The organism is Idiomarina ramblicola (assembly GCF_003987255.1).
Lineage (GTDB): Bacteria > Pseudomonadota > Gammaproteobacteria > Enterobacterales > Alteromonadaceae > Idiomarina > Idiomarina ramblicola.
This window is the reverse complement of record NZ_PIQC01000001.1, coordinates 129,463-151,237: the sequence shown is the minus strand read 5'-3', so window position 1 is coordinate 151,237 and position 21,775 is coordinate 129,463. Positions and strand designations below refer to the sequence as shown.

Below are 21,775 nucleotides of genomic sequence, written 5' to 3'. Positions count from 1 at the left end.
TCTCTCCCTCAGGCAGTTTGTACGACGTTGCCTGCAGCTGTCTCACGACGGCCGGCACGAATTGTCTGATAACAGTTATAAGCCATAAGCAGCATACCAATGACAATGAAAACGCCACCGATAAAACGGCCGGTCCAGAATGGGTATGATGCTTCAACACTCTCTACAAAACTATAAGTCAATGTTCCGTCTGAGTTTGTTGCACGCCACATAAGACCTTGCATAACTCCTGAAATCCACATTGAAACGATGTAGAAAACAACACCGATAGTGTGTAACCAGAAATGGACGTTCACTAATTTGGTGCTGTGAATTTCTTTCTGATTAAACAAACGAGGCACCAGGTAATACATAGAGCCGATGGTGATCATCGCAACCCAGCCTAAAGCACCAGAGTGCACGTGGCCGACAGTCCAGTCTGTGTAATGAGAGAGGGCGTTGACTGATTTGATTGCCATCATTGGGCCTTCGAAAGTCGACATGCCGTAGAATGACAGAGAAACAATCAAGAAACGCAAAATAGGGTCTGTTCTGAGCTTATGCCATGCACCCGATAGGGTCATGATACCGTTGATCATGCCACCCCAAGAAGGAACGAACAGAATCACTGACATCACCATGCCAACCGACTGAGTCCAGTCTGGTAAAGCAGTGTAATGCAGGTGGTGAGGACCGGCCCAAATATAAAGCGTAATCAAAGCCCAAAAATGAACCACTGATAAGCGGTATGAGTAAACAGGGCGTTCGGCTTGTTTAGGAACAAAGTAATACATCATCCCCAAGAAACCCGCGGTCAAAAGGAAACCTACGGCGTTGTGTCCGTACCACCATTGAATCATGGCATCGGCAGCGCCGGAGTAAATGGAATATGACTTAGTAAACGAGACGGGTATAGCCATGCTGTTCACAATATGCAGCATAGCAATAACGACAATGAAACCGCCGTAGAACCAGTTAGCCACATAGATATGCGATGTTTTACGAATTGCCAGTGTTCCGAAAAAGACGATTAAATAAGCGATCCAAACGACAGCAATCAGAATATCAATTGGCCATTCAAGTTCTGCATATTCTTTGCTGCTGGTTAGCCCCAAAGGCAGAGTAATAACCGCTGCAAGGATGACCGCCTGCCACCCCCAGAAAGTAAAGGCTGCCAGCTTGTCTGAAAATAAGCTGACTTTACAGGTTTTCTGAACAACGTAGTAAGAAGTAGCAAAAAGTGCACTGGTACCAAACGCAAAAATAACCGCGTTTGTGTGCAGTGGACGAAGACGGGAGTAAGTTAACCAAGGTGTATTGAAGTTTAGTTCCGGCCAGACTAGCTGAGCAGCTATCAATACGCCCAACGCCATACCGACGATACCCCAAATAATGGTCATGACAGTAAACTGTCGAACGACCTTCATATTATATTCGATCGGTTGTTGTGGAATTGTTTGACTCATCTTTTAAATCCGCAGTGATTAAGATCAGGAAAAAGGTGACTTTTACCAGACACAATCCATGTAAAAGTGCGCCTATTTTACGTCTTATGAGCAAAAAGGTACAGGGGAGATTCTTTGTATTCCTAGTACCTTTGGGCTTATTTCGTCTTGAATCGGCTGACAAGTTGACTTAGATCAACGCTGTTTTTACTGAGATCCTGACTCACTTCAGCGACACGTGTATTTGCGTCTTGATTAGCATGAGAAAGGTCTGAGATACCGGTGATATTTTCATTGAGATCTTTCGTTACCCGGCTTTGCTCATCAGTCGCTGAAGCAATCTGAATGTTCATGCTGGAAATGTTGGCTACCGCCTCTTGAATCTGACTAATTGCCCGCTCAGCTTTCAATGCTTCTTCGTTGGTTGACGAGGAACGATGCTCTACATCATTAATAATCTGACTGACCTCTTTAATCGCACCCTGAATACTCTCAACAATAGAAGAAATTTCATCGGTCGAATGCTGGGTCCGGGTCGCTAACGTTCTGACTTCGTCAGCGACAACTGCAAAACCACGACCGGCATCACCGGCTCTGGCGGCTTCAATAGCGGCATTTAAAGCTAATAAATTGGTTTGTTCGGCAATGGCAACAATAACACCTAAGATATTACCAATTTTATCTGAACCATCTTGTAACAACCGGGCCTTTTCTCCAGCCTTACTGAGTTCGGAGGTCAATGCTTCAATGTTGTTGACGGATTCGCGAACAATAATTGCAGAACGGCCGGCTTCTTCATCTGCGGTGTTCGCTGAATCGGCTGCCTGGCGAGCATGATCGGCAACTTCTGATGCCGATGACGACAATTCAGTAATCGCGGTTGCAATAGAGCTTGTTTGCGAACTCAGTTCATCACTCTGGCGGCTACTGGTAGTCGATAAGTCAGTGAGCTGGCTGGCAGCTTCGCTCTCATTTTGAGCGCTCTCCTGGACGCTTTGCACCAATTGCTGAATTTTGTCCACAAAGGTATTGAATGAGGTTGCCAACTTGGCTAATTCATCAGAGCCTGAGTCATCGAGCCGGCGGGTTAAATCACCTTCACCTTCAGCAATATCAAACATGGCATTATTAATCGCTTTCAGCGGACGGGTAATGCTGCGTATGATCAAAACAAAAACAAAGAGGAGAGGGATGGCCAAAAATGCAGCTAAACCGGCTAATTTCAAAAACTCCTGCCACAACATACCGGTGATATTGTCGGTGTACTGGCCAGTCCCCATAATAAGATTCCAGGGTTCAAACACTCGTATTCTGCTAATTTTTGGCACCAGGTTACTTTCGTCACTGCCTTTTTGCCATATGTACTCAACGGTTGCGCGGTCAGCGGATCGTGCTTTTTGAACCATTTCCTGGAACAATCGTGTGCCCTCTGGATCTTCATAGCTAGTGACATCCTGGCCAACTAATTGCTTAGAAAAAGGGTGCTGCACCAAAACACCAGCGCGGCTCAGCGTAAAAATATACTCTACGCCTTCGTATCTAATGTTATCCAGACGAGCATACGCTTCCGCCTTGGCTTCAGATTCACTCAGGTTACCATTCTGATATTGCTCATGGTAATGGCTGACTATGGTATGAGCTGCATCAAGTACGGCGTTGAGTTTTCGTTTTTCTTCTTCAACCAAAAGGTTGTTCAGAATAAACATCATAAACGCCACCATCAAAGCCGTTCCTAAAGCGGCAATTCCCAGTAGCGATACAAGTCTCTGCGTAATACTTAACTGTTGTATGATCTTCATTGATGATCCTTAGCCAACCGACGAGAAGCTTATCTAAAAAATTATCGGCAGTTTACAAAATATTTACAGTAATAAAGTAGGGCAAAGATCAATGTTTTGTCTAAGAATTCTCCATTCGCTTTTTAAGTACTAGTGCAGATAATGCCGGCAATGTAAAAATAGTGACAAGGGCAGCGCCAATTAGCCCGAACATCACAATAGCTCCGACCCCACGGTAGAGTTCCGTACCCGCTCCCGGGATGAAAACTAAAGGAGCGATACCGCAAAGGGTCGTTAAGGTGGTAATAGTAATAGGCCGCACACGGGAAAGTAGTCCTTCGTGAACCGCTTTTTTAATGGGGTAGTTTTCCTTATCGCGAAGATAAATAGCGCGTTCAACCACTAAAATAGGGTTGTTTATAACGGTCCCCATCAGTATTAGAAAACCGAGCATAGTGATCATATCGAAAGGCTGGTTTAATGGTTGCAACCCAATAGCTGGCAACAGTTGCCCGACGCCGTTCATTAATGCCAGTCCAGCGATACCGGCGCTGATCCCCATAGGAATAGTCGCCATAATCAGCAGGGGATAGCCCCAATGCGCGAATATAGCAACCATCAGCAGATAAATTATAGCCACAGAAATAAGATAATTTTCACTTAAGGCTGCCTGAGTTTCCGCTAATTGATCGGCCGCGCCGGATAACTGAGTTGAAATATCAGCGGCAATAATGCCTTCATCGCGTAGATGTTGCAGGACTCCAGTCCTAACCATTTCAACACCGGATTCCAGTGCTACTGATTCCGGCGGAATAATATTTAAAGTGACAGTTCGTCGACTGTCGATGCGACGCACGGTGCTGGTATCAACTATTTGCCGAACATCGCTGATAGCATTAAGCGCCACCGAGCGACCATCGACACTAAGAACCGGCAAGTCTTCCAGCATTTCAGGGGTCACCTCGGTCCCTTTTTCGCTATAAAGGTACATGTCAATTTTATCGTCGCCCTGAAAATACTCCCCAACAAAGGCACCATCGGTGAGAGCTGACACAGCATAGCCAAAGCTGTCAGCATCTAAGTTCAATTCACTCATTCGCTCCCAGTCTGGACGTATTTCTAATAACGGTTGAGCCAGGGTCAATGAATTGGGTGTCGATTGTATTCTGGGGTTTTCAAATACCGTCTGTGAACGCTGATAGATAGCTCGGGCTGCGGCATACACCTCGTTTAACTCTTGTCCACCAACATCAACATTAATACTGCGGGTACCGCCGTCATTACTACTGATGATAGAGCCTTTCGCAGCAAAGGCCCGCATGCCCGGATAGCGTTCGTAAACATCCGTAATCACGTTCATTAATTCGTCAATTCTGTTCTTATCCCGAGTTTCAGCAATAATTCGAATATTTGACGGCGCGACACTAAAACTAATTGTTTTAAGCGCAGGAATAGTAACGCCTGAACGAGTTATCTCTGAGTTTTCTGTTGTTAAAGCCGGATCAAAAATATCTCGGATTTCATCACCAATAGATGACATGGTTTGCAAATTGTAGCCGGGTGGGGCGCTCATTGTAGCGAAGGTTTTTGCTTCTTCACCCTCGGGCAGGTACTCCGCTGGCGGCATTAAGAACCACCAGATACCCACGACAGCAACCAAAGTAACTCCTACCGTACCCAGCTTCGATTGTTTTGAGCGTAATAATCGACTGCTTATCGAATCAATACGATGGCTCAGCTTGTCGGTCACTTCCGTTTTTGCCTTGGCAGGAAAGTAAGCCGCTAACAAGGGCACTAATGTGACAGACACGAACATTGACGCAATAATGGACGCAGAGATAGCGATAGCGATGTCGGAGTAAAGCTGCCCGGCTTCCTGTACAATAAAGAGTATGGGCAGAAAGACCATGACGGTGGTCAGGGTGGAGGTCAGTACCGCAGTCCAGACTCGCTTCACCCCTTCAATTGCGGCATCCTTCGGGTTAAGTCCTTTACGACGCTCAAGTTCAATGCTCTCTAGTACAACAATGGTATTATCCAGTGTCATACCAATCGCAAAAGCGATGCCCGCTAACGAAATCACATTAATAGTTCGATCCAGCAACAACAATCCGAGAAAGCCGGCCAGAGTACAGATGGGGATACCAATTACAGCAATCAGCGTTGCGCGGCCGGACCGCATAAGGCCGTACATCACTAAGGTTGCAAATAGGGCACCCAGCAATAAATTTACTAAGACATTTTGAACTGAGCTCTCCACGTAACGAACGTCATCTGAGTTTAGGGTGATCTCCATTCCCGCTGGCCGCAGCAACTCTTCATTAATACGTTCAACCTCGTCGAGCATGGCGTACTTAATATCAATAACATTGGATCCAAGTTCACGCTGAACCTGAAGACTAAGTACCTGTTGACCTTTAAACCAGGATTCACTATTAAGTTCAAAATGATTAAAGTCTATGTTTGCCACGTCCTTTAACCGAACCAGGCTGTCACCCGTTCTGCGAATGATGGTATTCTCAATTTCCTCCAGCGAATCAAAGCGACCTACAGTGCGGAGTAAAAAACGACGTTTACCTTGTTCCAGTTCACCCGCGGATGTATCCCGGTTGCGACTGCTTATGGCTGAGCGAACTTCATTAACCGATACGCCGTACTGAATGAGCGCGTTTTTATCCATTAAAATGCGAACTTGCCTCTGCGCGCCACCACTCACATTCACCTGCGAGACACCGGCAACCGATGACATCCTCGGACGGACATTGTCTTCGATATAATCCCGCATCATGATCATATTAATATTCTTAGGATTTTCCTCGACTGGAGCTACGCGGAAATACATGAAGGCGTTACTTGAAAATGAAGCAGAAAATATTCTTGGCTCATCGACGTTAGCCGGATAATCCGGAACCTGACTTAACGCATTGTTAACTAGGATTAATGTTTCGGTAACATCAACACCAAAAGGAAAGTCGAGTTCTATGGTTGCTTCACCGTTACTGGCGCTGCTTTCCATACGTTGTAGATTCGGTACAGTTCGCAGGAACTCTTCCTGTTCAATCAAAATCTCTTTTTCGATATCCTGAGGTGTAGCACCTGGCCATTGAGTCTGAACTGAGATGGTCCGGACTTCTAAATCAGGAATCATTTGGATCGGAATACGAAACGCTGCAGTTATCCCAAGTAGACAGAGTATTAAAATGGCGACAATAGTAACGTGTTTGTGCTTTATGACGGCTTCAATCATAGTCGTCAGACTCCGTTAACTCTAGCGTCTGGCCATCTACAAGAGCCTCATTACCCTTTACGATGACGCGCTCGGAGTTCTCTAGCCCGCTTTCTATTTCAACACTTCCTTCGAAGCGCAAGCCGAGCTCTACAGGGCGTTCAACAGCTTGCCACTGTTCATTATCTTCAACTGCAACCCAAACAGATGTGCGTCCGTCACTGTATCGGACAACCGCATCCTGAGGAACCGTTGTTTGACGGCGACCTGTATCGATTCTGAATGTTGCCTTTAAAGAGTTACCAGCAACCCATTTGTCTGGATAACTACCGATTAAGCGAACTCTGAAAGAGCGATCAGTTCCATCAATAAAAGGAACAATACGAAGCACCTCCGCCTCAATCGCCGTTCCCTGATAAGTCAGGGTTGCTCTTGTGTCTGAATTAATAGATGAGTAATAGGCTTGCGAAAGAAAGGCATCAGCATAAAGAACCTGATTGCCGACCAACTGAAATACCATCTGATCAGAGTTAAGCCATTCGCCCAAATCTGCATTTCTACTCGTTATAACGCCATCGAAGGGGGCTTTCAGTTCATGATAATTAAGGTTAACTTTTGTTTCTTCAAGCAGTGCTTTGGTTTCAGCCAATTGTGCTTCCGCAACCCGGACTCTGGTGCGGGAACGCCGTAACTCACTAACCGGTGCGAAATCTGTTTCAGCTAATGTCTGCAATTCATTCAGTTGTTGTTTTTCATCGGCCAGACTTGCTTGTGCACTGGCGACTTGAGCTTTAAGTGATTCAATCGTTGACTCTATTCGGCGCTTATCCAGTGTCGCAAGCACCTCACCCTTGCTCACAACATCGCCAATATCCTTTCTAAGTTTAAGTAACTTTCCTTCAACCGAAAAACTAAGTTGAGAACGATTAAGGGCGGATAGAGTGGTGGGTACATCGATAGTATTTATTATCGATTTCTCTTTAGCGTCAACGTATTCTACCGGAGTCTGAGCCAGCGCTGCGTTGCTGATTATTAGCAACGTCAATAATAACGATTGTCTGAACCATGATGTCTTCATTTGTACTCAGCCAGTTTATTTAAACGATTATTTTATAGACTACGCAAAGTCCAGCAGATTCGATTACTATTGTAGACTAAGTCTTAAATCTGAGGTGTTTCAATGAGCTTAACGGATCCGAAAACTTTTGAGTGCCCTTATTGCATGGCAATTAACGATCTTGAAGTTGACTGGTTAAACGATATTGGCCAACACCAGATTGTCGATTGTCAGGTCTGTTGTCAGCCAATTGAGATAGAAATACTGCAGTTAGGGGATGATGTGCAGATAAAAGCGCACCGTGATGACGAGTAAGGTGCGCTTTACAAGATTATATCGTTTCAATGTCCAGCGAAGCTTCTTTCAAACCTTGCTGACGGGGCTCGTCGCCCATATTTAAACCTTCTGCCCGAATAATGGTAACGTCTGTAATACCAATAAAAGAAAGTACCTGTTTCATATAACTTTCCTGGTGATCAAGTGCCTTTGCATCCCCCTCAGAGTAAATACCACCGCGGCCAGACGCTATATACACTTTCTTATCGTTGACCAAGCCCTGTGGACCTTGCTCCGTGTACTTGAAGGTAACACCGGCTTGTAGCACACGATCAATCCAGGCTTTAAGTTGAGTTGGAATAGTAAAGTTATACATGGGTGCGCCTATAACGAGCGTATCTGCGTCGAACAGCTCCTGCACCAGCTCATCTATCAGAGGTTTCTCTTCCGCTAAGAGTTCTTCTGCAGTTAAATGACTAACAGGATTGGCCACTAAGTCTCTGTGCACAACAGTAATGTCCTGTTTTTCCTTGAGTTTAGTGACAATATCCTGGCTTAATTGACGGCTGACCGATTGCTCTAAAAAAATACCGGAATCTAATTGTAAAACTTTCATAAAAACCTCTTCTTTTTCCAATTGATTCACGCAGTATAAGTTGTTCCAAATACTTTAATAAGGCGATAAAATGAGAACTCTTGTTCCATTTATGGAACCATTTTAGAGGTTACTTATGTCCTTTCCTGATGTCACAAACTATTACCTTTTTGCTCAAGTTATTGCCTCAGGCAGTATTAGTGCAGCATCACGGGAACTTAGCCTGCCCAAGTCAACTATCAGTCGTAGAATGGCTCAACTTGAGCAAGAGCAGGGCACACGACTTTTCCATAGAAGTAGAAGTGGACTCAAGCTAACCGATGTAGGAAGGGAATTTTTGGTGCACTGCGAACGTCTAGTCAGCGCAGCGGAATCAGCCCAGCAAGTCACACAACGGTTACTAGAGAAACCCCGAGGAAAAGTTGAAATAAGTGCACCTTATGCCTTAAGCCAAAGCTTATTGGTGCAGGTGTTGCCGGAATTTATGAGTTTATATCCCGAAGTTGAAATTCAACTTATCGTAACCAATCGTCCGGTAAACCTGATAGAAGAGGGCATTGATATCGCCTTACGGGTTCGTCCAACAATAGAAGACTCGAGTTTGATCGCCAGGCCAATCAGCCCAGCCCCACAAACTTTATACATCGCGCCGGCATTAATTAAGAACGATTCAATACTCGAACCTGAAGACTTACAAAAGTTTGAACATCTCAGCATGCACTACACTCATGGTCGATATGGCTATGAATTGACTCACAGTTCCGGGAGTCAAAAAAACATCAGAATAAAACCCCGACTCATTAGTGACGACATGATCGTTTTAAGAGAAGCTGCAATTAATAAGCTTGGAATTGCCAGCTTACCGAATTACCTCTGCACAGAGGCCGTTAATAACGGCGAGCTAGTTCCTGTTTTAACGGACTGGCATTTACCGGTTGGTATTATGCATATGACGTACTCACATCGACGCGGAATACTACCATCCGTGCGTGTTCTCATCGATTTCCTTGCTGAAAAGCTTCCAGAATTGGCACAGAGACAGTTTTAAAAAGTAAGTACTTCGTCGGGCTGTTATGCTGATATAGTAATGATTTAACATAATATACATTATACGCAATTAAGTATTTTAACGATTTTACCTCCTAATGTGATTATTAAGAAAAGCGTGTAATTGGTAGGAATTGGATTGGCGACGTCCACCAGAAAAGCTGGTTAGCGAAAACAGAAAACCCCCGCAGGTTCGGCAAAACCTCGGGGGCGCGGTCACCTAGAAACTTTTCGAATGAACTCGCAGGTGACGTAATTAATGTACTACAAAATCGTTGCCTGCTCCAGAAATGGAGCAGATTATGGTCGCAAAATTTAATTGTGATTCAGATGCTGAATCAGTGGTTCGAGAATCGGAGCGCAGCGGAGATTCTCTTCCTTGTCTAAATAAGAACAACTCAATCGAGAGTTTACCCTCAAACGTCAAAAAACAGGTTTTTGCGTTGTCTCTCAATACTGAATATTTCATTGATACCTTTGGTTTAAACTCAGTCGGTTTTCTAACTCTGACTTTTAAAGAGCCCGTAGATAAACCCAAAGAAGCTAACCGCCGTTTTAACTCCTTTGCTTCGAACTTCCTCAGAAAAAACACAGTGTCCTGGATAAAGGTTCAGGAACGCCACCTATCCGGCCGGATTCATTTTCATTTACTCATCTCAGTTGATGCCGACATTAGGACTGGCTTTGATTTTGAAGCTGTCAGGAAGCGAGATTATTCTTCTGTTTCTCCAGAGCTAAATGGTTTTCTGATGGTGCCAAGCTTTTCAGAACAAAACTAGCCATTTTCGTGCATTCAGTAGCAGATCACTTAGGTGTCGAGCCATCATTTGAAAGCATGAAAGAAGCTTTGGGCGAACGTTGGATGCGTAATCATCGGCATCAGATCATGAATATAGACCTTTCGGGTACTGAGTCATGATTGAATTTAAAGACTTCCGCACCCTATTCGTCCATATTTACGGATTCAACTACCCTGCTGCTGCGGATGACTTAGGAATATCGCTTAGAACTGTTTACAGGTGGTTTGACGCTAATAAAGCTCCGAAGCACGTTACAAAGTACCTAATGATAGTCGCTCGGGGCTATTTGCCTGATAGAGAGCCGTATATACAATGGTATATAGATGGTGATTACATCAACACGCCGTACGGGCGTTTTCAGGCGGCTGAACTGGAGTTCCTAAACCTCTACAAATGGTCATCAAGGCGATACGCCGATATTGCCAGAAACCAGCGTGAACGAGTCCCTGAAATAGAAAGACGCTTACAATCCATGGTTGATGAAGCCAGTTCTTTACTGAACACCCTACATAAAACAAGGATAGGCTAGCGGCAAGCAAGCAGGCAGAATGACGGGTTGGTTGGCGCTAAGCCGTTAATTACCTTGTTCCATTTCTTTTTCTAGCTTTTTATCGCACCTCAAACATACAGGTCTCTTTGTTCCATCAAATTCCCACCAAACCCTGTGTTGTTTTATTGATTTAAAAGGCTTTTCACAAACAAAGCAGCTATTCAAATTAGAGTCAGAGTAATAAATTATGGAACATACAAGGATTATTGCTCCAAAAATGATTGCTAGTATTAATTCTAAATTTTCCATTAACCGTCCTCGTAATTTCGTGATGGACAAATGATCAAAGTCATAACCATCGGTTATACCCCTACAATGCCATATTTATCCGTTTTTGGGGGTTATTAGGGGGCAAAGCCCCCTGATGATTGACAATATTTCAAACCATATGGACTCAAAAAGAGGTGTATCAGTGCGAATCCAATGCCGCTAAGAGCCTTGTACCACGCCCTGCTAGACAAAAAATGCGGATATGATAATCTTAGCTTTGACCGTGTGTCGCTTCACTTATTATTTTATACATTATACGCAATCATATATTAAAGAAGATTACCCCCAGTTCAGCCGCTTTTCTAAAAAGTTCTTCGCTGGTTCCCTGGCCTGCGTTGCCACGGAATAAAATACGCTCCGCCAATGCAGGAAATGGAACTTTGGCACTGGTTATTTCGAGTATCGTGACAAGATGACAAAACGACAACATTGCCACCCAGGTTATAGACTTCAGCTTTTAATCTGTCTAAAGCTTGTTGTCGGCTTGCGGGTTCGTTGCTGCTTTCTGACTGACAATCGCTAGCGGAAACCAGCCCAAGCGCCTCAGCTCCGGTTCCTTTTAATTGGTAATCATTCAGTTGTCTTACATAGGAAGCTTTATAGCTTTCTGGGTAAAGTGAGTCTTCGGATAAGCTTTTGCAGCCAACGACTAAAAGACTGAATAGAATGACAGAGCTGAGCTTGATTGATTGCATGGTTTATCTCCGTTTTTATTTACCATAGCAAAACTCTCTCAATTAACCATTTCTGTTATCATGTGTTTATTGCAAGTTAATAGAAGAACAAATCAATGAATTTAGACCATCTGGCACTGCAGCCGCAAACCACAGAATGGCTTAAAGAGCTACCAGCAGAGCTTACAGAGAATGCTCTGGTTGGACAAAAGCGCGCAGTTAACGCGTTAGATAGTGCCTTGCGTCAACACGGCACCTACTCAAATATCTATGCGTTGTTTCCGCCGGGACTATTAAAGCGTGACATTCTTGATGCGTACTTTGAAGGTAATCACTGGGAGTTTACGAGCTGGTACGACTGGTTATATTTAGCAAATTCGTCGGATCCTTTACGTCCGCTTTGTGTTAATTTGCCTTCCGGCACAGCTGAAGCGGCAATTAAAGCAATTTGGGGCTTCCTGCAACGGCCTTTAGAGCAACGAGAAGAGGCCTATAAAGCGATTATAGAGCAGTTTGATACTCATAAGCTGCGAGACTATATGCAGCAGATACGTGATAAAAAGGCTGAAGATATTCAGGGTGAAAGCCTGGCATCTGTTTTAGTGGGACATGAGCACCCTGCCCCTTATTATTATTGTGACCGTGTAACTGAAGAGCGCTTGTTCGGCCATATTGGCGTCCAGTCGGTTGAAGGTACAGTCAGTTCAGAGCTTCATCTCATTGAATCCGGGCTGTTGCATAAGGCCAATGGCGGTGTTCTGGCTATTGAAGTAGCTCAGTTGCTTGAGAACATAAAGCTTTGGAAACGCTTGAAAGATGTCATTGAAGGCGGTGAATTTGAGTGGCCTCGCCAGTCTCCTGATGCAGGTGCGGCCTTCTTTTATCGCCCTGAGTCTGTTCCTATTAACATCAAAATTATTTTACTGGGTTCACGCAATGAGTATGCGCAATTGCGCGAATACGATGAGGATTTCGATAATTTCTTCCCATTTCTGGCCGATTTCCACGGCCATTACGCAACCCAAAACGAGCCGGTAGCGCCCTACTTTAATTACCTGCAGTACGTTTGGCAGCTGGCCGATGTTTTGCCCTTAACAACCGATGGTTACTCGGCGTTATTACGCGTTTGCGCACGATACACAGATTATCAGCAGGAACTCACATTAAATACAATACAGCTACTGCAAGTGCTTCGGGAAGCCAATGACTGCGCGTTGCAAAATCAACACGCAAAAATTGATAAAGCAGCAATTGACTTAGCGCTTCAGCAGCAGCGTGATCGCGAGGGTAATCTTGCAGAACTCAGTCGTCGCAGTATTCTTGAACAGCAGGTCCGCATTGACACCCATGGTTCCGCCATCGGTCAGTTAAACGGCCTGACCGTTGTGACGATGGGCGGTAGTGAATTCGGTGAGCCATCAAGGATTACGGCAACCATCCATTATGGTGACGGTGACATTATTGATATTGAGAGAAAATCCGATCTCTCCGGTAATATTCACACCAAAGGCGTCATGATTTTAAGCGCTTATTTAGCTAATCAGTTTGCTCGTCACGAGCCGCTATCAGTTTCGGCAACCGTCGTATTTGAGCAGTCCTACTACGAAGTTGATGGCGACAGTGCTTCACTGGGCGAACTTTGTTGCCTCATTTCGGCTCTGGCGGAGCAGCCAGTTAAACAGTCTCTTGCTATTACCGGCGCGGTTGACCAGTTTGGCAATGTCCAGTCAATTGGCGCGGTAAATGAAAAAATAGAGGGTTACTATGCGCTTTGTGCTCATCGCGGGCTCAACGGTGAGCAAGGCGTTATTATTCCGCAGTCAAACAAACACCAACTCAACCTGAATGATGAGATTGTTGAAGCGGTTAAAAATGGGCAGTTCCATGTTTATACCGTAGAACATGTTGAAGAAGCTTTAGAACTACTCACTGAAACACACGTTAAAACACTCTTCCGGAATGTGCGAGAACGTACACTGGATAATCCTGACAATGATCAGCCTCGTAGCTTTTGGCGTCGTGTATTTGGCTAATAAAGAACTTGTCGGATTTGTTTAGCGTACAGTTGTACGCTAAACTGCGCCTTAGTTTTTGGACATAATAAATTAGGGTATTTATGAATCAGTCGAGCTTTACTCGTGAAGAACTTCTAGCCTGCAGTCGCGGGGAAATGTTTGGTCCTGGTAACAGTAAGTTACCGGCACCTAATATGTTAATGATGGATCGCGTCATTGAAATTAATGAAGATGGCGGTTCTGCCGGAAAAGGTTTTATTCACGCCGAGCTTGATATCCATCCTGACCTCTGGTTTTTCGATTGTCACTTTAAAGGTGATCCGGTCATGCCTGGTTGTTTGGGTCTTGACGCTATGTGGCAGCTACTAGGCTTTCATTTGGCTTGGTCAGGTGGTCCTGGTCGTGGACGTGCGTTAGGTGTGGGTGAAGTGAAATTCACAGGACAAATACTTCCGGAACACAAAAAGGTCAGCTACTTCATCGATATGACGCGGGTTATTAAGCGTAAACTATTTATGGGTGTGGGTAATGGCCGGGTCGAAGTTGACGGTCGTGAAATCTATACCGCTAAAGACTTGAAAGTTGGTCTATTTACAGACACCTCAACGTTCTAATTGCTTTTGAAATGAAAAAACGCCGATGCTTTGGCATCGGCGTTTCAATTATTTAACTATGATATTTATCTGACAATTAGCGGAATAAGCCGGTATTCCTAGCCTCCATTGCATCTCGCCAACCTCCCAACCAGTGGGAACGAAAATCATCTTGGGTTTGATAAGGACAGTTGTCTTTTGAGCGACCATGCAAACCAGCTTTAAAGCCTTGAGTATGTGCTCTTTCAAAGCGATCTCGCTTTTGTCTTTTCATAAATCTATCCCTCGCCTGTTATTCACAGATTATTATTTAGAGAGTTGAGACACTTTTCTTCCTGCCTCACTACTATTGATAGACTTATTTCAGTAGAGTTCAATTGTAAAAGCAGCACAGTATCCATTGACTTTTTTTAACGAGTTGAAACTGTGCTACTTTTTGTTCAGTGCGCTATTATGATTTTTTGGTCTTAAGAAAAGCTCTTCTTCTTATTGCTGTAATAAGCAAGCCTAAAGAACCCAAAGTTAGCAATGAGGATAGCCCAACTGATGCGCCCTCACGTTCTACTTGGTTTTCTTCCTGACGGCAATTGTTCAATTCGCCTTCAACTGGATCGAGTTTTACCGTCACCGACTTTTCGCGAATTTGAGTTTCCCCTGACTCGTCCTGGTACTCTTCTTGTTTCAGAGCCGTGGCGAGGATGACGCCATTATCATTGATGCTGTTTGCTTCAACGATATTATAAGGACTCTCACAACTGATTGCGTCGTTCAAATTAATGAACTCTGCGGCATCATCGGTGCTGTCATAAGCAAAACCAACACGTTGCCTTACATTAGAGAGTGTTGCTTCAATTTCACCGGTACCGACTGCCATACCATTATTATTAATAGAGTGGACAATAGTCGATGAACCTGTAAAGAAACCTGGAACAGGAGTCAACTCGTCAGCATCGATATCATAAATAAAGCCGGTGTTTCTCAGTGTTCCGGAAAGGTTTTCAACTAAATAGCCTACCGTTACATTGTTGTCATTAATATCGTTCGCAGCTCCCCAAAAGTACTTATCTTCTTCAGATACAGCAACTGCGTCACCATTAATGAAAACGGCCGGCATGCGAATCGCGCCACGTTGAGAATGATAGGTCCAGCTTTGACCGACTGCGATGTCGTTATTGTTTACAGCAAAAGCATAACTTGAAAAATCACGTTCATCTTCTTCATCGCGAGGCTCTAAGGTTCCCAGCTCTTGGCCACTAATGACTTCGCCATTAGCATCAAGTTGCCATAGGAAGCCTCTGATATCATAAATTGAACGTCTGGCTGAGAAGTTTGAACGGCTACCACCAAAATAGGGGTTATAATACGGCTCGATATTAGTCGCTCCTGCCGTTTTTAACTCAAACCAAATATTCCACGCACAGACCTGAAATGGCGTGGTAACAATGACTTCTTCATCTTCAGGAGCGCAACTGGCGATTCGTTCTTCCGCTCTGGGACTGACATCAATACTGGCATAACCTGCGGCGAGTCCACTTTCGTTAATGTCAAACAAAGCACTTTCACCACCCAGATACTCTGTTTCTGGCGGCGTAATTGAGGCTGTTTCACCGTTGTTGTACCAAACACCGCGTGTAATGAAGTCCGATACGAAGTATTCCCGATTTTGTTCTTCACCATCACCATCGGTGTAACTGTATTCTATAAGGCTAAATGGAGCGCTACTAAAACCCACTGCAGAGTTTTGGTTATTTATAGAATAGAAATAGCTGTCAGTGCTGTCTGCAAGCTGATCCTCATTTGCCGGAAAAGGCTCTATTGACTGAGTCGTTGTATCAAAGTAGTAAGCTCCGTTAACACCAACCCGTTGCTGTTGAGCATTGGAATTGGCTTCGTTGGCCAGCTGTCGCGTGATATATTCACGCTGCTCTTGCGTTAACGTTTCGACTTCTTCTACATCGGTAATACCCGCATTTCTTAGAATGTTGGTCGATACCTTAGTCAAATCAATCTCTACATCAGTCGGTAATCTTGAAACACCGACAATAAACTCCTGAGCGTTAATATCTTGCGCAAAACTGTTGCGGAAGTTATCTGCAGTCGGAATTTCTTCAACTTGATATTTATCTGCTACTGCAGACAAAGATATTGTCGACACAATAGCGACAGTGAGTGTTTTCAGCGTAAATGATTTCATTATTAACTAACTACTCTGTTCTGATAAGTTTTCCAGTTCTTCCCAGCGCTCCAGATCCTGCATCAACTGCCCTTCAATTTCGGCTATTTGACTCATGACTGGTTCAGTTTTTTCTAATGGCTGTTCGAAGAACCCCGGTTCATTCATTAACTGTTGTAATTCTTCAAGTTTAGCTTCTTTTTCAGCAATAACTTTGGGTAACTGTTCTAGTTCACGTTGCAGCTTATAGGATAACTTCTTCCTGGGTTTGTCTGAACCTTTGTCTGCCGTTTTCTGCTTGTTTTGCGAACTTTTGTTGCTGTCAGACTCTCTCGCTGCTGCTTTGGTTCCGTTGTTATGAAATGAATTTTCGGCTTTTGCGGCCAAATAGTGGTTTAGTTCTGTAAAACCGCCTATCACTTCAGTAATAACGCCCTCGCCTTCAAAGTACAGCACGCTCGTTGCTGTGTTATCGACAAATTCCCTATCGTGACTGACAAGCAAAACCGTACCCTGATAATTCGCAACTATTTGTTCAAGTAATTCTAAGGTTTCAATATCAAGGTCATTAGTCGGCTCATCCAGTACCAGAATATTACTGGGCTTAAGCAGTATTTTAGCTAGTAGCGCCCTGTTTCTCTCACCGCCAGATAATGCCCGGACGGGAGTTCTCGACTGTTTCGGTGAAAACAGGAAGTCCTGCAAATAACTTAAAATATGGCGACTGCGGCCTTGAAACTCGATGTCCTGCTTGCCGTCACCCACGTTATCCATCACGGTTTGTTCAGGATCCAGTTGCGATCGATGTTGATCAAAGTAAGCAACTTCCAGATTCGTGCCTAGCTGAACCTTTCCGCTATCGACGTCCTGCATACCCAAAATAACCTTAATCAGCGTACTCTTACCACAACCGTTAGGCCCCACAAACGCCACTTTGTCGCCGCGCATTAGTAGCAGGTCAAGATCATTAATAATGGGCTTTTCGCCAAAGCGTAAAGCCATATTTTCGCCTTCAAACACTTTTTTACCGGAACGAGAAGACTCGTTCACTGACAGGTTCGCTTTACCCTGAAGCTCTCGTCTTTGCTGACGTTGCTTGCGTAAATCCTGCAAAGCGCGTACCCGCCCTTCATTGCGAGTACGACGCGCTTTAACGCCCTGGCGTATCCAGGTCTCTTCAGCTGCCAGCTTTTTATCAAACTCAGCGTTGTGGCTTGCTTCAACTTCTAGTGCTTCCTGCTTTTTCTGCAGGTAAGTATCGTAGCTGCCCGGATAACTGGTTAAATGCCCGCGGTCTAAATCGATAATTCGTGTGGCCAAACGGCGGATAAATGCCCGGTCGTGACTGATAAATAACACGGCGCCGGAAAAGTTAACGATTTGCTCTTCCAGCCAACGCACCATTTCAATATCCAAGTGGTTGGTCGGCTCATCTAACAGTAAAATGTCCGGATCAACCACCAAGGCACGAGCCAGCGCTACGCGACGCAGCCAACCGCCCGAAAGTGCGGCCATGGTTTCATCCGCCGGTAGTTGCAACTGAGTCAAAACCTGCTCTATTCGCGTATTGACTTGCCAGCCGTTAATAGCGTCCAGTTGATTCTGCAGTTTGTCCATTTCATCAAGCGTTGCGCTGCTGGGTGAATCAGTAAGACTGGCAGACAGTTCATGATACCGGGCCAGCGCTTTACCGGACTCCGCGAGAGCCTCGGCAACATAATCAAAAACTCTTTGTTCCGACTGCTTAGGCGGGTCCTGCGGCAAACGGGTCACTTTAGTGTCGCCTACCCACTGTATCTGGCCTGAATCTAAGACCACTTCGTTATCTATTGCTTTTAAAAAGGTGGATTTACCGGCACCGTTACGGCCAACCAAACAAACTCGTTCACCGGCTTCAATGGTAAAATCAACACCGTCTAAAATGGCATCAGCGCCAAAGGCCAGGTGTGCATCTTGTACACGTAATAAACTCATTGCTCTACAAACTCCAGCAATTGATTAGCATCGAAAGGCCAACGCAATTCTGCGTCGTCTTTTCCCCGAATAAAGACTGGTACCAACCAGCCGTACTCTTCTTGCAGCTCCTGCTGTTCGGCAATGTCGACCACGCCAAGTTCAACCGGCTCATCCAGTGACAGCGAATGCAATAACTGAATAGCCTGAGTACAGAGCGGGCAATTCGGCTTTATCAGCAAATAAAAGTCTGACATTAACTACGCCCGTGAAATAATATAATAATGATGAATACCTTTATGACGTTTGAAGTCCTCCGGTATCGAGGCTTGTGTCTGATCATTCACTTCAAGACCGGCTTTATCCAGGCCTTCGGTGTCGATGCGGAATTTCTTTCTATTGTTAGAGAACAGAATCACGCCATCCTCTTTCAACATTCCCGTCGCGGTTTTTATCAAACCAACGTGGTCACGCTGGATGTCTAAGGTTCCGCTCATCCGCTTGGAATTGCTAAAGGTGGGCGGATCAAGGAAAATAACGTCAAACAGTTGTTTGCCACGTTGTTCCCGCATCCAGCTAAAGCAGTCAGCCTGAATAAACTGGTAGTCGCCTCGTAAGCGGTTTAACGCAAAGTTACGCTCGCCCCACTTCAGATAAGTTTTCGACATATCAACAGAAACCACTCGTGCGGCTCCGGCTCTGGCGGCCTGAACCGAAGCCGTACAGGTATAGGCGAATAAATTCAGTACATCCAATTCTTCACACTTATCCAGTAACTCTTTACGCACCAGTCTGTGGTCCATAAATAAGCCGGTATCAAGGTAATCGGTTAAATTCACCTCAAACTTGGCGCCGTATTCATTAACCGTTAACACCGTGCTGTCCTGCGATTGTTTTTCGTATTGCTGCTTACCGCTTTGGCGCTGGCGGCGTTTCAAAATGATTTTATCTTCTGATACCGGTAAGGCAGAACTCAAGGATTCCAGCATGAACCACAAACGGTCATTGGCAACGCCTTCAGGAATGTCCTTCGGCGCTGCATATTCCTGTACAACCACGTAATCCTGGTAAATATCGATAGCCGCGTTGTACTCAGGAATGTCGGCATCATAAACACGCCAGCAATCCAGTCCTTCCTTGTCTGCCCACTTACTTAATTTCGCATAATTCTTTTTAATCCTATTGACAAGGTCATCAGCTTGACTTTCTGCGAAGTCAGGTTGCTCTTTAGTTAAGTCGTAAAGCGCCAGGTTAACCGGAATTGCGCCGTTTAACAGTGGGTACTTCTTATGACTACGCAGTTTCAGACGTTTCAGTAGCTGCTCGTCTCCTGCCAGTACGGCTATATGCCAATTATGGAAAGTGTCTTTTAATTGACGGCCAAAACGACGATACAACAGCAAAGTTTCAACGGCCTCACCCAGACGTTCACCGTAGGGAGGGTTACAGACTAACAGGCCACTTTCCGCCGGTGCTTCACAGCTTGTCGCATCCGCAACTTCAAACTCTACCAGGTCATTTAATAACACACGTTTGGCGTTATCTTTGGCTTTAGCCACCAAGTGCGGGTTGTTGTCAGAGCCTTTCAATTGGCCTTTAAAGTTCTTTTTCCCTTCCTTAAAACGCTGTTCTGCCTGCTCTAGTACGTCGTGCCATAATTGCGGCGAATGTTCATGCCAAAACAAGAAGCCCCAATGCGCCCGGCTCAAGCCTGGAGCGTGGTCCATTGCCATCATGGCAGCTTCAATGACTAAGGTACCCGAGCCACAAAATGGGTCAAAAATAACGGGCTTGTCTTTTTCTAATTCGTTTTTGATGCCTGCGCGGACTAATATGGCGGCAGCTAAGGTCTCCCGCAGCGGTGCTTCGCCCTGCTGCAAGCGATATCCCCTTTTGTGCATGCCATCACCGGTAAAGTCTAAAGACCAGGTGAGCTTGTCTTTATGGACTCGCACGGCAATACGAATGTCCGGGTCCTGCTTATCGATACTGGGGCGTTCAAATCCGCTATTACGAAAGTTATCGACAATACAGTCTTTTACTAACTGTGCGCCAAACTGGGTATGGCGGATGTCGTCATTACCGCCGGAAAAATCAACCACAAAGGTTCTGTTCGCATCGAAAACCTTGCTCCACGAGAATTGAGTCAATGCCAGTTTAATCTCATCCAGGCTGGAAACGTCCTTTTCACCCAGTTGTAATAGCATACGGCTTGCTAACCTGGACCACATAGCCACGGTATAAGCTTGCTGTAAATCAGTCTCTATATAGCAGCCCGCAAGGGTTTGCTTAACATGACTTAAATTGAACTCTTGCAACTCATCAAACAAAAGCCCTTCAAGGCCTTTGGAGCACGCAATAAAAAAACGATACATAGAAACTTCGCCTAAAAAATTAAGGAGACAATTATAACGGAGAGCTCAGTGGCTGTCTGTAATTCCAGCTGAAATAAGGGAATTACAAAGAGGAATGACTAATAAAACAGCAGTTAAACCGTATTTGTATAAATACTATGCGGTTGGTTTAAATAAAGCTTGCGCGGCACGAATTATGACTATACTATGCGCTCTCAATCGGACGCGGGGTGGAGCAGTCTGGTAGCTCGTCGGGCTCATAACCCGAAGGTCGTAGGTTCAAATCCTGCCCCCGCAACCAACGTCCGGAATTAGAATTCAGTAATACCTTCCTGCTAAATACTCTTTCTTTGAATAAATTCCCAAGTAAGCCTGAAATACACTTAAATCTTAAGCTTTAAACTTAAAGTAATTACGCCAGTTGTTGTCCCCAGTTAGACTGAGCCGACAAAGCTAAATCAACAGTTGCCGGTAACAAGCGGTTCAAGGTGACTTTAATGACATGATACTGACGTAGCGATTTAATCGCTGAAAGCTGCATGCCCTCACTTAACAGCAAGCAAGTCGCAAATTCATCATCTGTATCAAGAATTAAGAACAGTCCCTGATCAAAACCTGAGTTCAATTCGCATAAACGCCGCTCTATCGGCCATTCGTTAATATCAGACTTTTGAAAATGCCAACTCTGCGGCATTTGAGGACGACCAAAGCGACACCAGGCAGTTGCATTAAGAGCTGCATTTTGCGGTGCGCAAGGCATTTTATCGGCAGGGTAAGCCTCTAATGTTTCACTAACGGTTTGGAAAGTTGTCGCGTCTTCAATATCCATCATTTGTTCATTAAAGTGAATATTGACTAGCTGACTCGGTTTGTAAGGCGTATCAAATACGTCGGTATCACTTAGTTTAACGCTAAGCTTGCCGTTTTCTGTATTGAATAACCATAACCAATGGGATTCCGATTCCACGATGTTAGCCTTTATTATTAGAA

General features: G+C 44.8%; 19 protein-coding genes, 1 tRNA gene and 1 pseudogene. 8 read left to right on the top strand and 13 right to left on the bottom strand.

All coding sequences use genetic code 11. From position 1 onward, the window contains the following. Nucleotides 1-8: 8 nt before the first annotated feature. The 4 genes from ccoN to CWI78_RS00730 all read right to left on the bottom strand — a co-directional run bounded on the left by ccoN (nucleotide 9) and on the right by CWI78_RS00730 (nucleotide 7,506). Nucleotides 9-1,445, bottom strand: coding sequence for a cytochrome-c oxidase, cbb3-type subunit I (gene ccoN, locus CWI78_RS00745; protein WP_126779293.1), 1,437 nt, complete (start codon nucleotides 1,443-1,445; stop codon nucleotides 9-11). A 137-nt stretch (nucleotides 1,446-1,582) separates the two neighbouring features. Continuing rightward, nucleotides 1,583-3,223, bottom strand: coding sequence for a methyl-accepting chemotaxis protein (locus tag CWI78_RS00740; protein WP_126779291.1), 1,641 nt, complete (start codon nucleotides 3,221-3,223; stop codon nucleotides 1,583-1,585). Between the two features lie 100 nt (nucleotides 3,224-3,323). After that, nucleotides 3,324-6,449 carry an efflux RND transporter permease subunit gene (locus CWI78_RS00735; RefSeq protein WP_126779289.1) on the bottom strand — a complete coding sequence of 1,042 codons (3,126 nt, stop codon included), beginning with the start codon at nucleotides 6,447-6,449 and terminating at the stop codon, nucleotides 3,324-3,326. Further along, the gene (locus CWI78_RS00730) at nucleotides 6,442-7,506 is read right to left on the bottom strand and encodes an efflux RND transporter periplasmic adaptor subunit (RefSeq protein WP_126779287.1); all 1,065 of its coding nucleotides are present in this window, start codon (nucleotides 7,504-7,506) and stop codon (nucleotides 6,442-6,444) included. The genes CWI78_RS00735 and CWI78_RS00730 overlap by 8 nt, the downstream gene beginning before the upstream one ends. Before the next feature lie 102 nt (nucleotides 7,507-7,608). Here CWI78_RS00730 and CWI78_RS00725 point away from each other — a divergent pair, with 102 nt between their 5' ends. After that, complete coding sequence (locus tag CWI78_RS00725) at nucleotides 7,609-7,800, top strand: zinc ribbon domain-containing protein (RefSeq protein WP_126779285.1); 192 nt, start codon at nucleotides 7,609-7,611, stop codon at nucleotides 7,798-7,800. Nucleotides 7,801-7,816: 16 nt separating this feature from the next. On the opposite strand, the gene CWI78_RS00720 is transcribed toward CWI78_RS00725, so the two are convergent. Further along, entirely contained in the window at nucleotides 7,817-8,377 is a 561-nt protein-coding gene (locus CWI78_RS00720) for an FMN-dependent NADH-azoreductase (RefSeq protein WP_126779283.1), read from the bottom strand. Between the two features lie 115 nt (nucleotides 8,378-8,492). On the opposite strand from CWI78_RS00720, the gene CWI78_RS00715 reads away from it, so the two are divergent. The 4 genes and pseudogenes from CWI78_RS00715 (at nucleotide 8,493) to CWI78_RS12910 (ending at nucleotide 10,732) form a co-directional block, all read left to right on the top strand. Next, the gene (locus CWI78_RS00715) at nucleotides 8,493-9,404 is read left to right on the top strand and encodes a LysR family transcriptional regulator (protein WP_126779281.1); all 912 of its coding nucleotides are present in this window, start codon (nucleotides 8,493-8,495) and stop codon (nucleotides 9,402-9,404) included. A gap of 301 nt (nucleotides 9,405-9,705) precedes the next feature. After that, complete coding sequence (locus CWI78_RS00710) at nucleotides 9,706-10,182, top strand: rolling circle replication-associated protein (protein ID WP_126779279.1); 477 nt, start codon at nucleotides 9,706-9,708, stop codon at nucleotides 10,180-10,182. Between the two features lie 136 nt (nucleotides 10,183-10,318). Continuing rightward, nucleotides 10,319-10,426: pseudogene (locus CWI78_RS13020) on the top strand (helix-turn-helix domain-containing protein); the annotation flags it as partial. 42 nt (nucleotides 10,427-10,468) lie between these two features. Further along, a complete protein-coding gene (locus CWI78_RS12910) occupies nucleotides 10,469-10,732 on the top strand; it encodes a hypothetical protein (RefSeq protein WP_126779277.1) in 264 nt (87 codons plus the stop codon). Nucleotides 10,733-10,777: 45 nt separating this feature from the next. Here CWI78_RS12910 and CWI78_RS00700 read toward each other — a convergent pair whose 3' ends face one another. Continuing rightward, nucleotides 10,778-11,002, bottom strand: coding sequence for a hypothetical protein (locus tag CWI78_RS00700; protein WP_126779275.1), 225 nt, complete (start codon nucleotides 11,000-11,002; stop codon nucleotides 10,778-10,780). A 323-nt stretch (nucleotides 11,003-11,325) separates the two neighbouring features. Next, nucleotides 11,326-11,718, bottom strand: coding sequence for an Rcs stress response system protein RcsF (locus CWI78_RS00695; protein ID WP_126779273.1), 393 nt, complete (start codon nucleotides 11,716-11,718; stop codon nucleotides 11,326-11,328). 95 nt (nucleotides 11,719-11,813) lie between these two features. Between CWI78_RS00695 and CWI78_RS00690 the strand changes: the two genes are divergently transcribed. Together CWI78_RS00690 and fabA are read left to right on the top strand one after the other, a co-directional pair. Further along, nucleotides 11,814-13,730: an AAA family ATPase gene (locus tag CWI78_RS00690; protein WP_126779271.1), complete on the top strand. Its 1,917-nt coding sequence runs from the start codon at nucleotides 11,814-11,816 to the stop codon at nucleotides 13,728-13,730. An 83-nt stretch (nucleotides 13,731-13,813) separates the two neighbouring features. Then, nucleotides 13,814-14,326, top strand: a complete 513-nt coding sequence (fabA, locus tag CWI78_RS00685) for a 3-hydroxyacyl-[acyl-carrier-protein] dehydratase FabA (protein ID WP_126779269.1) — start codon at nucleotides 13,814-13,816, stop codon at nucleotides 14,324-14,326. A gap of 76 nt (nucleotides 14,327-14,402) precedes the next feature. On the opposite strand, the gene rmf is transcribed toward fabA, so the two are convergent. The 5 genes from rmf to rlmKL all read right to left on the bottom strand — a co-directional run bounded on the left by rmf (nucleotide 14,403) and on the right by rlmKL (nucleotide 20,806). Then, nucleotides 14,403-14,579 (bottom strand): ribosome modulation factor, encoded by a 177-nt coding sequence (gene rmf, locus CWI78_RS00680; RefSeq protein WP_011234532.1) that lies wholly within the window; start codon nucleotides 14,577-14,579, stop codon nucleotides 14,403-14,405. Nucleotides 14,580-14,756: 177 nt separating this feature from the next. Then, entirely contained in the window at nucleotides 14,757-16,499 is a 1,743-nt protein-coding gene (locus CWI78_RS00675) for a DUF3466 family protein (protein ID WP_126779268.1), read from the bottom strand. A 6-nt stretch (nucleotides 16,500-16,505) separates the two neighbouring features. After that, entirely contained in the window at nucleotides 16,506-18,452 is a 1,947-nt protein-coding gene (gene uup, locus CWI78_RS00670; RefSeq protein ID WP_126779266.1) for an ATP-binding cassette ATPase Uup, read from the bottom strand. Continuing rightward, nucleotides 18,449-18,688 (bottom strand): glutaredoxin family protein, encoded by a 240-nt coding sequence (locus CWI78_RS00665; protein ID WP_126779264.1) that lies wholly within the window; start codon nucleotides 18,686-18,688, stop codon nucleotides 18,449-18,451. Before CWI78_RS00665 ends, uup begins: the two co-directional genes overlap by 4 nt. 3 nt (nucleotides 18,689-18,691) lie before the next feature. Beyond that, nucleotides 18,692-20,806, bottom strand: a complete 2,115-nt coding sequence (gene rlmKL, locus CWI78_RS00660; RefSeq protein ID WP_126779262.1) for a bifunctional 23S rRNA (guanine(2069)-N(7))-methyltransferase RlmK/23S rRNA (guanine(2445)-N(2))-methyltransferase RlmL — start codon at nucleotides 20,804-20,806, stop codon at nucleotides 18,692-18,694. 203 nt (nucleotides 20,807-21,009) lie between these two features. Between rlmKL and CWI78_RS00655 the strand changes: the two genes are divergently transcribed. Continuing rightward, nucleotides 21,010-21,086: transfer RNA gene (locus CWI78_RS00655), tRNA-Met, on the top strand. A 111-nt stretch (nucleotides 21,087-21,197) separates the two neighbouring features. Here the strand turns inward: CWI78_RS00655 and CWI78_RS00650 are convergent. Next, nucleotides 21,198-21,752, bottom strand: coding sequence for a cell division protein ZapC domain-containing protein (locus CWI78_RS00650; protein WP_126779260.1), 555 nt, complete (start codon nucleotides 21,750-21,752; stop codon nucleotides 21,198-21,200). Between the last annotated feature and the right edge of the window lie 23 nt (nucleotides 21,753-21,775).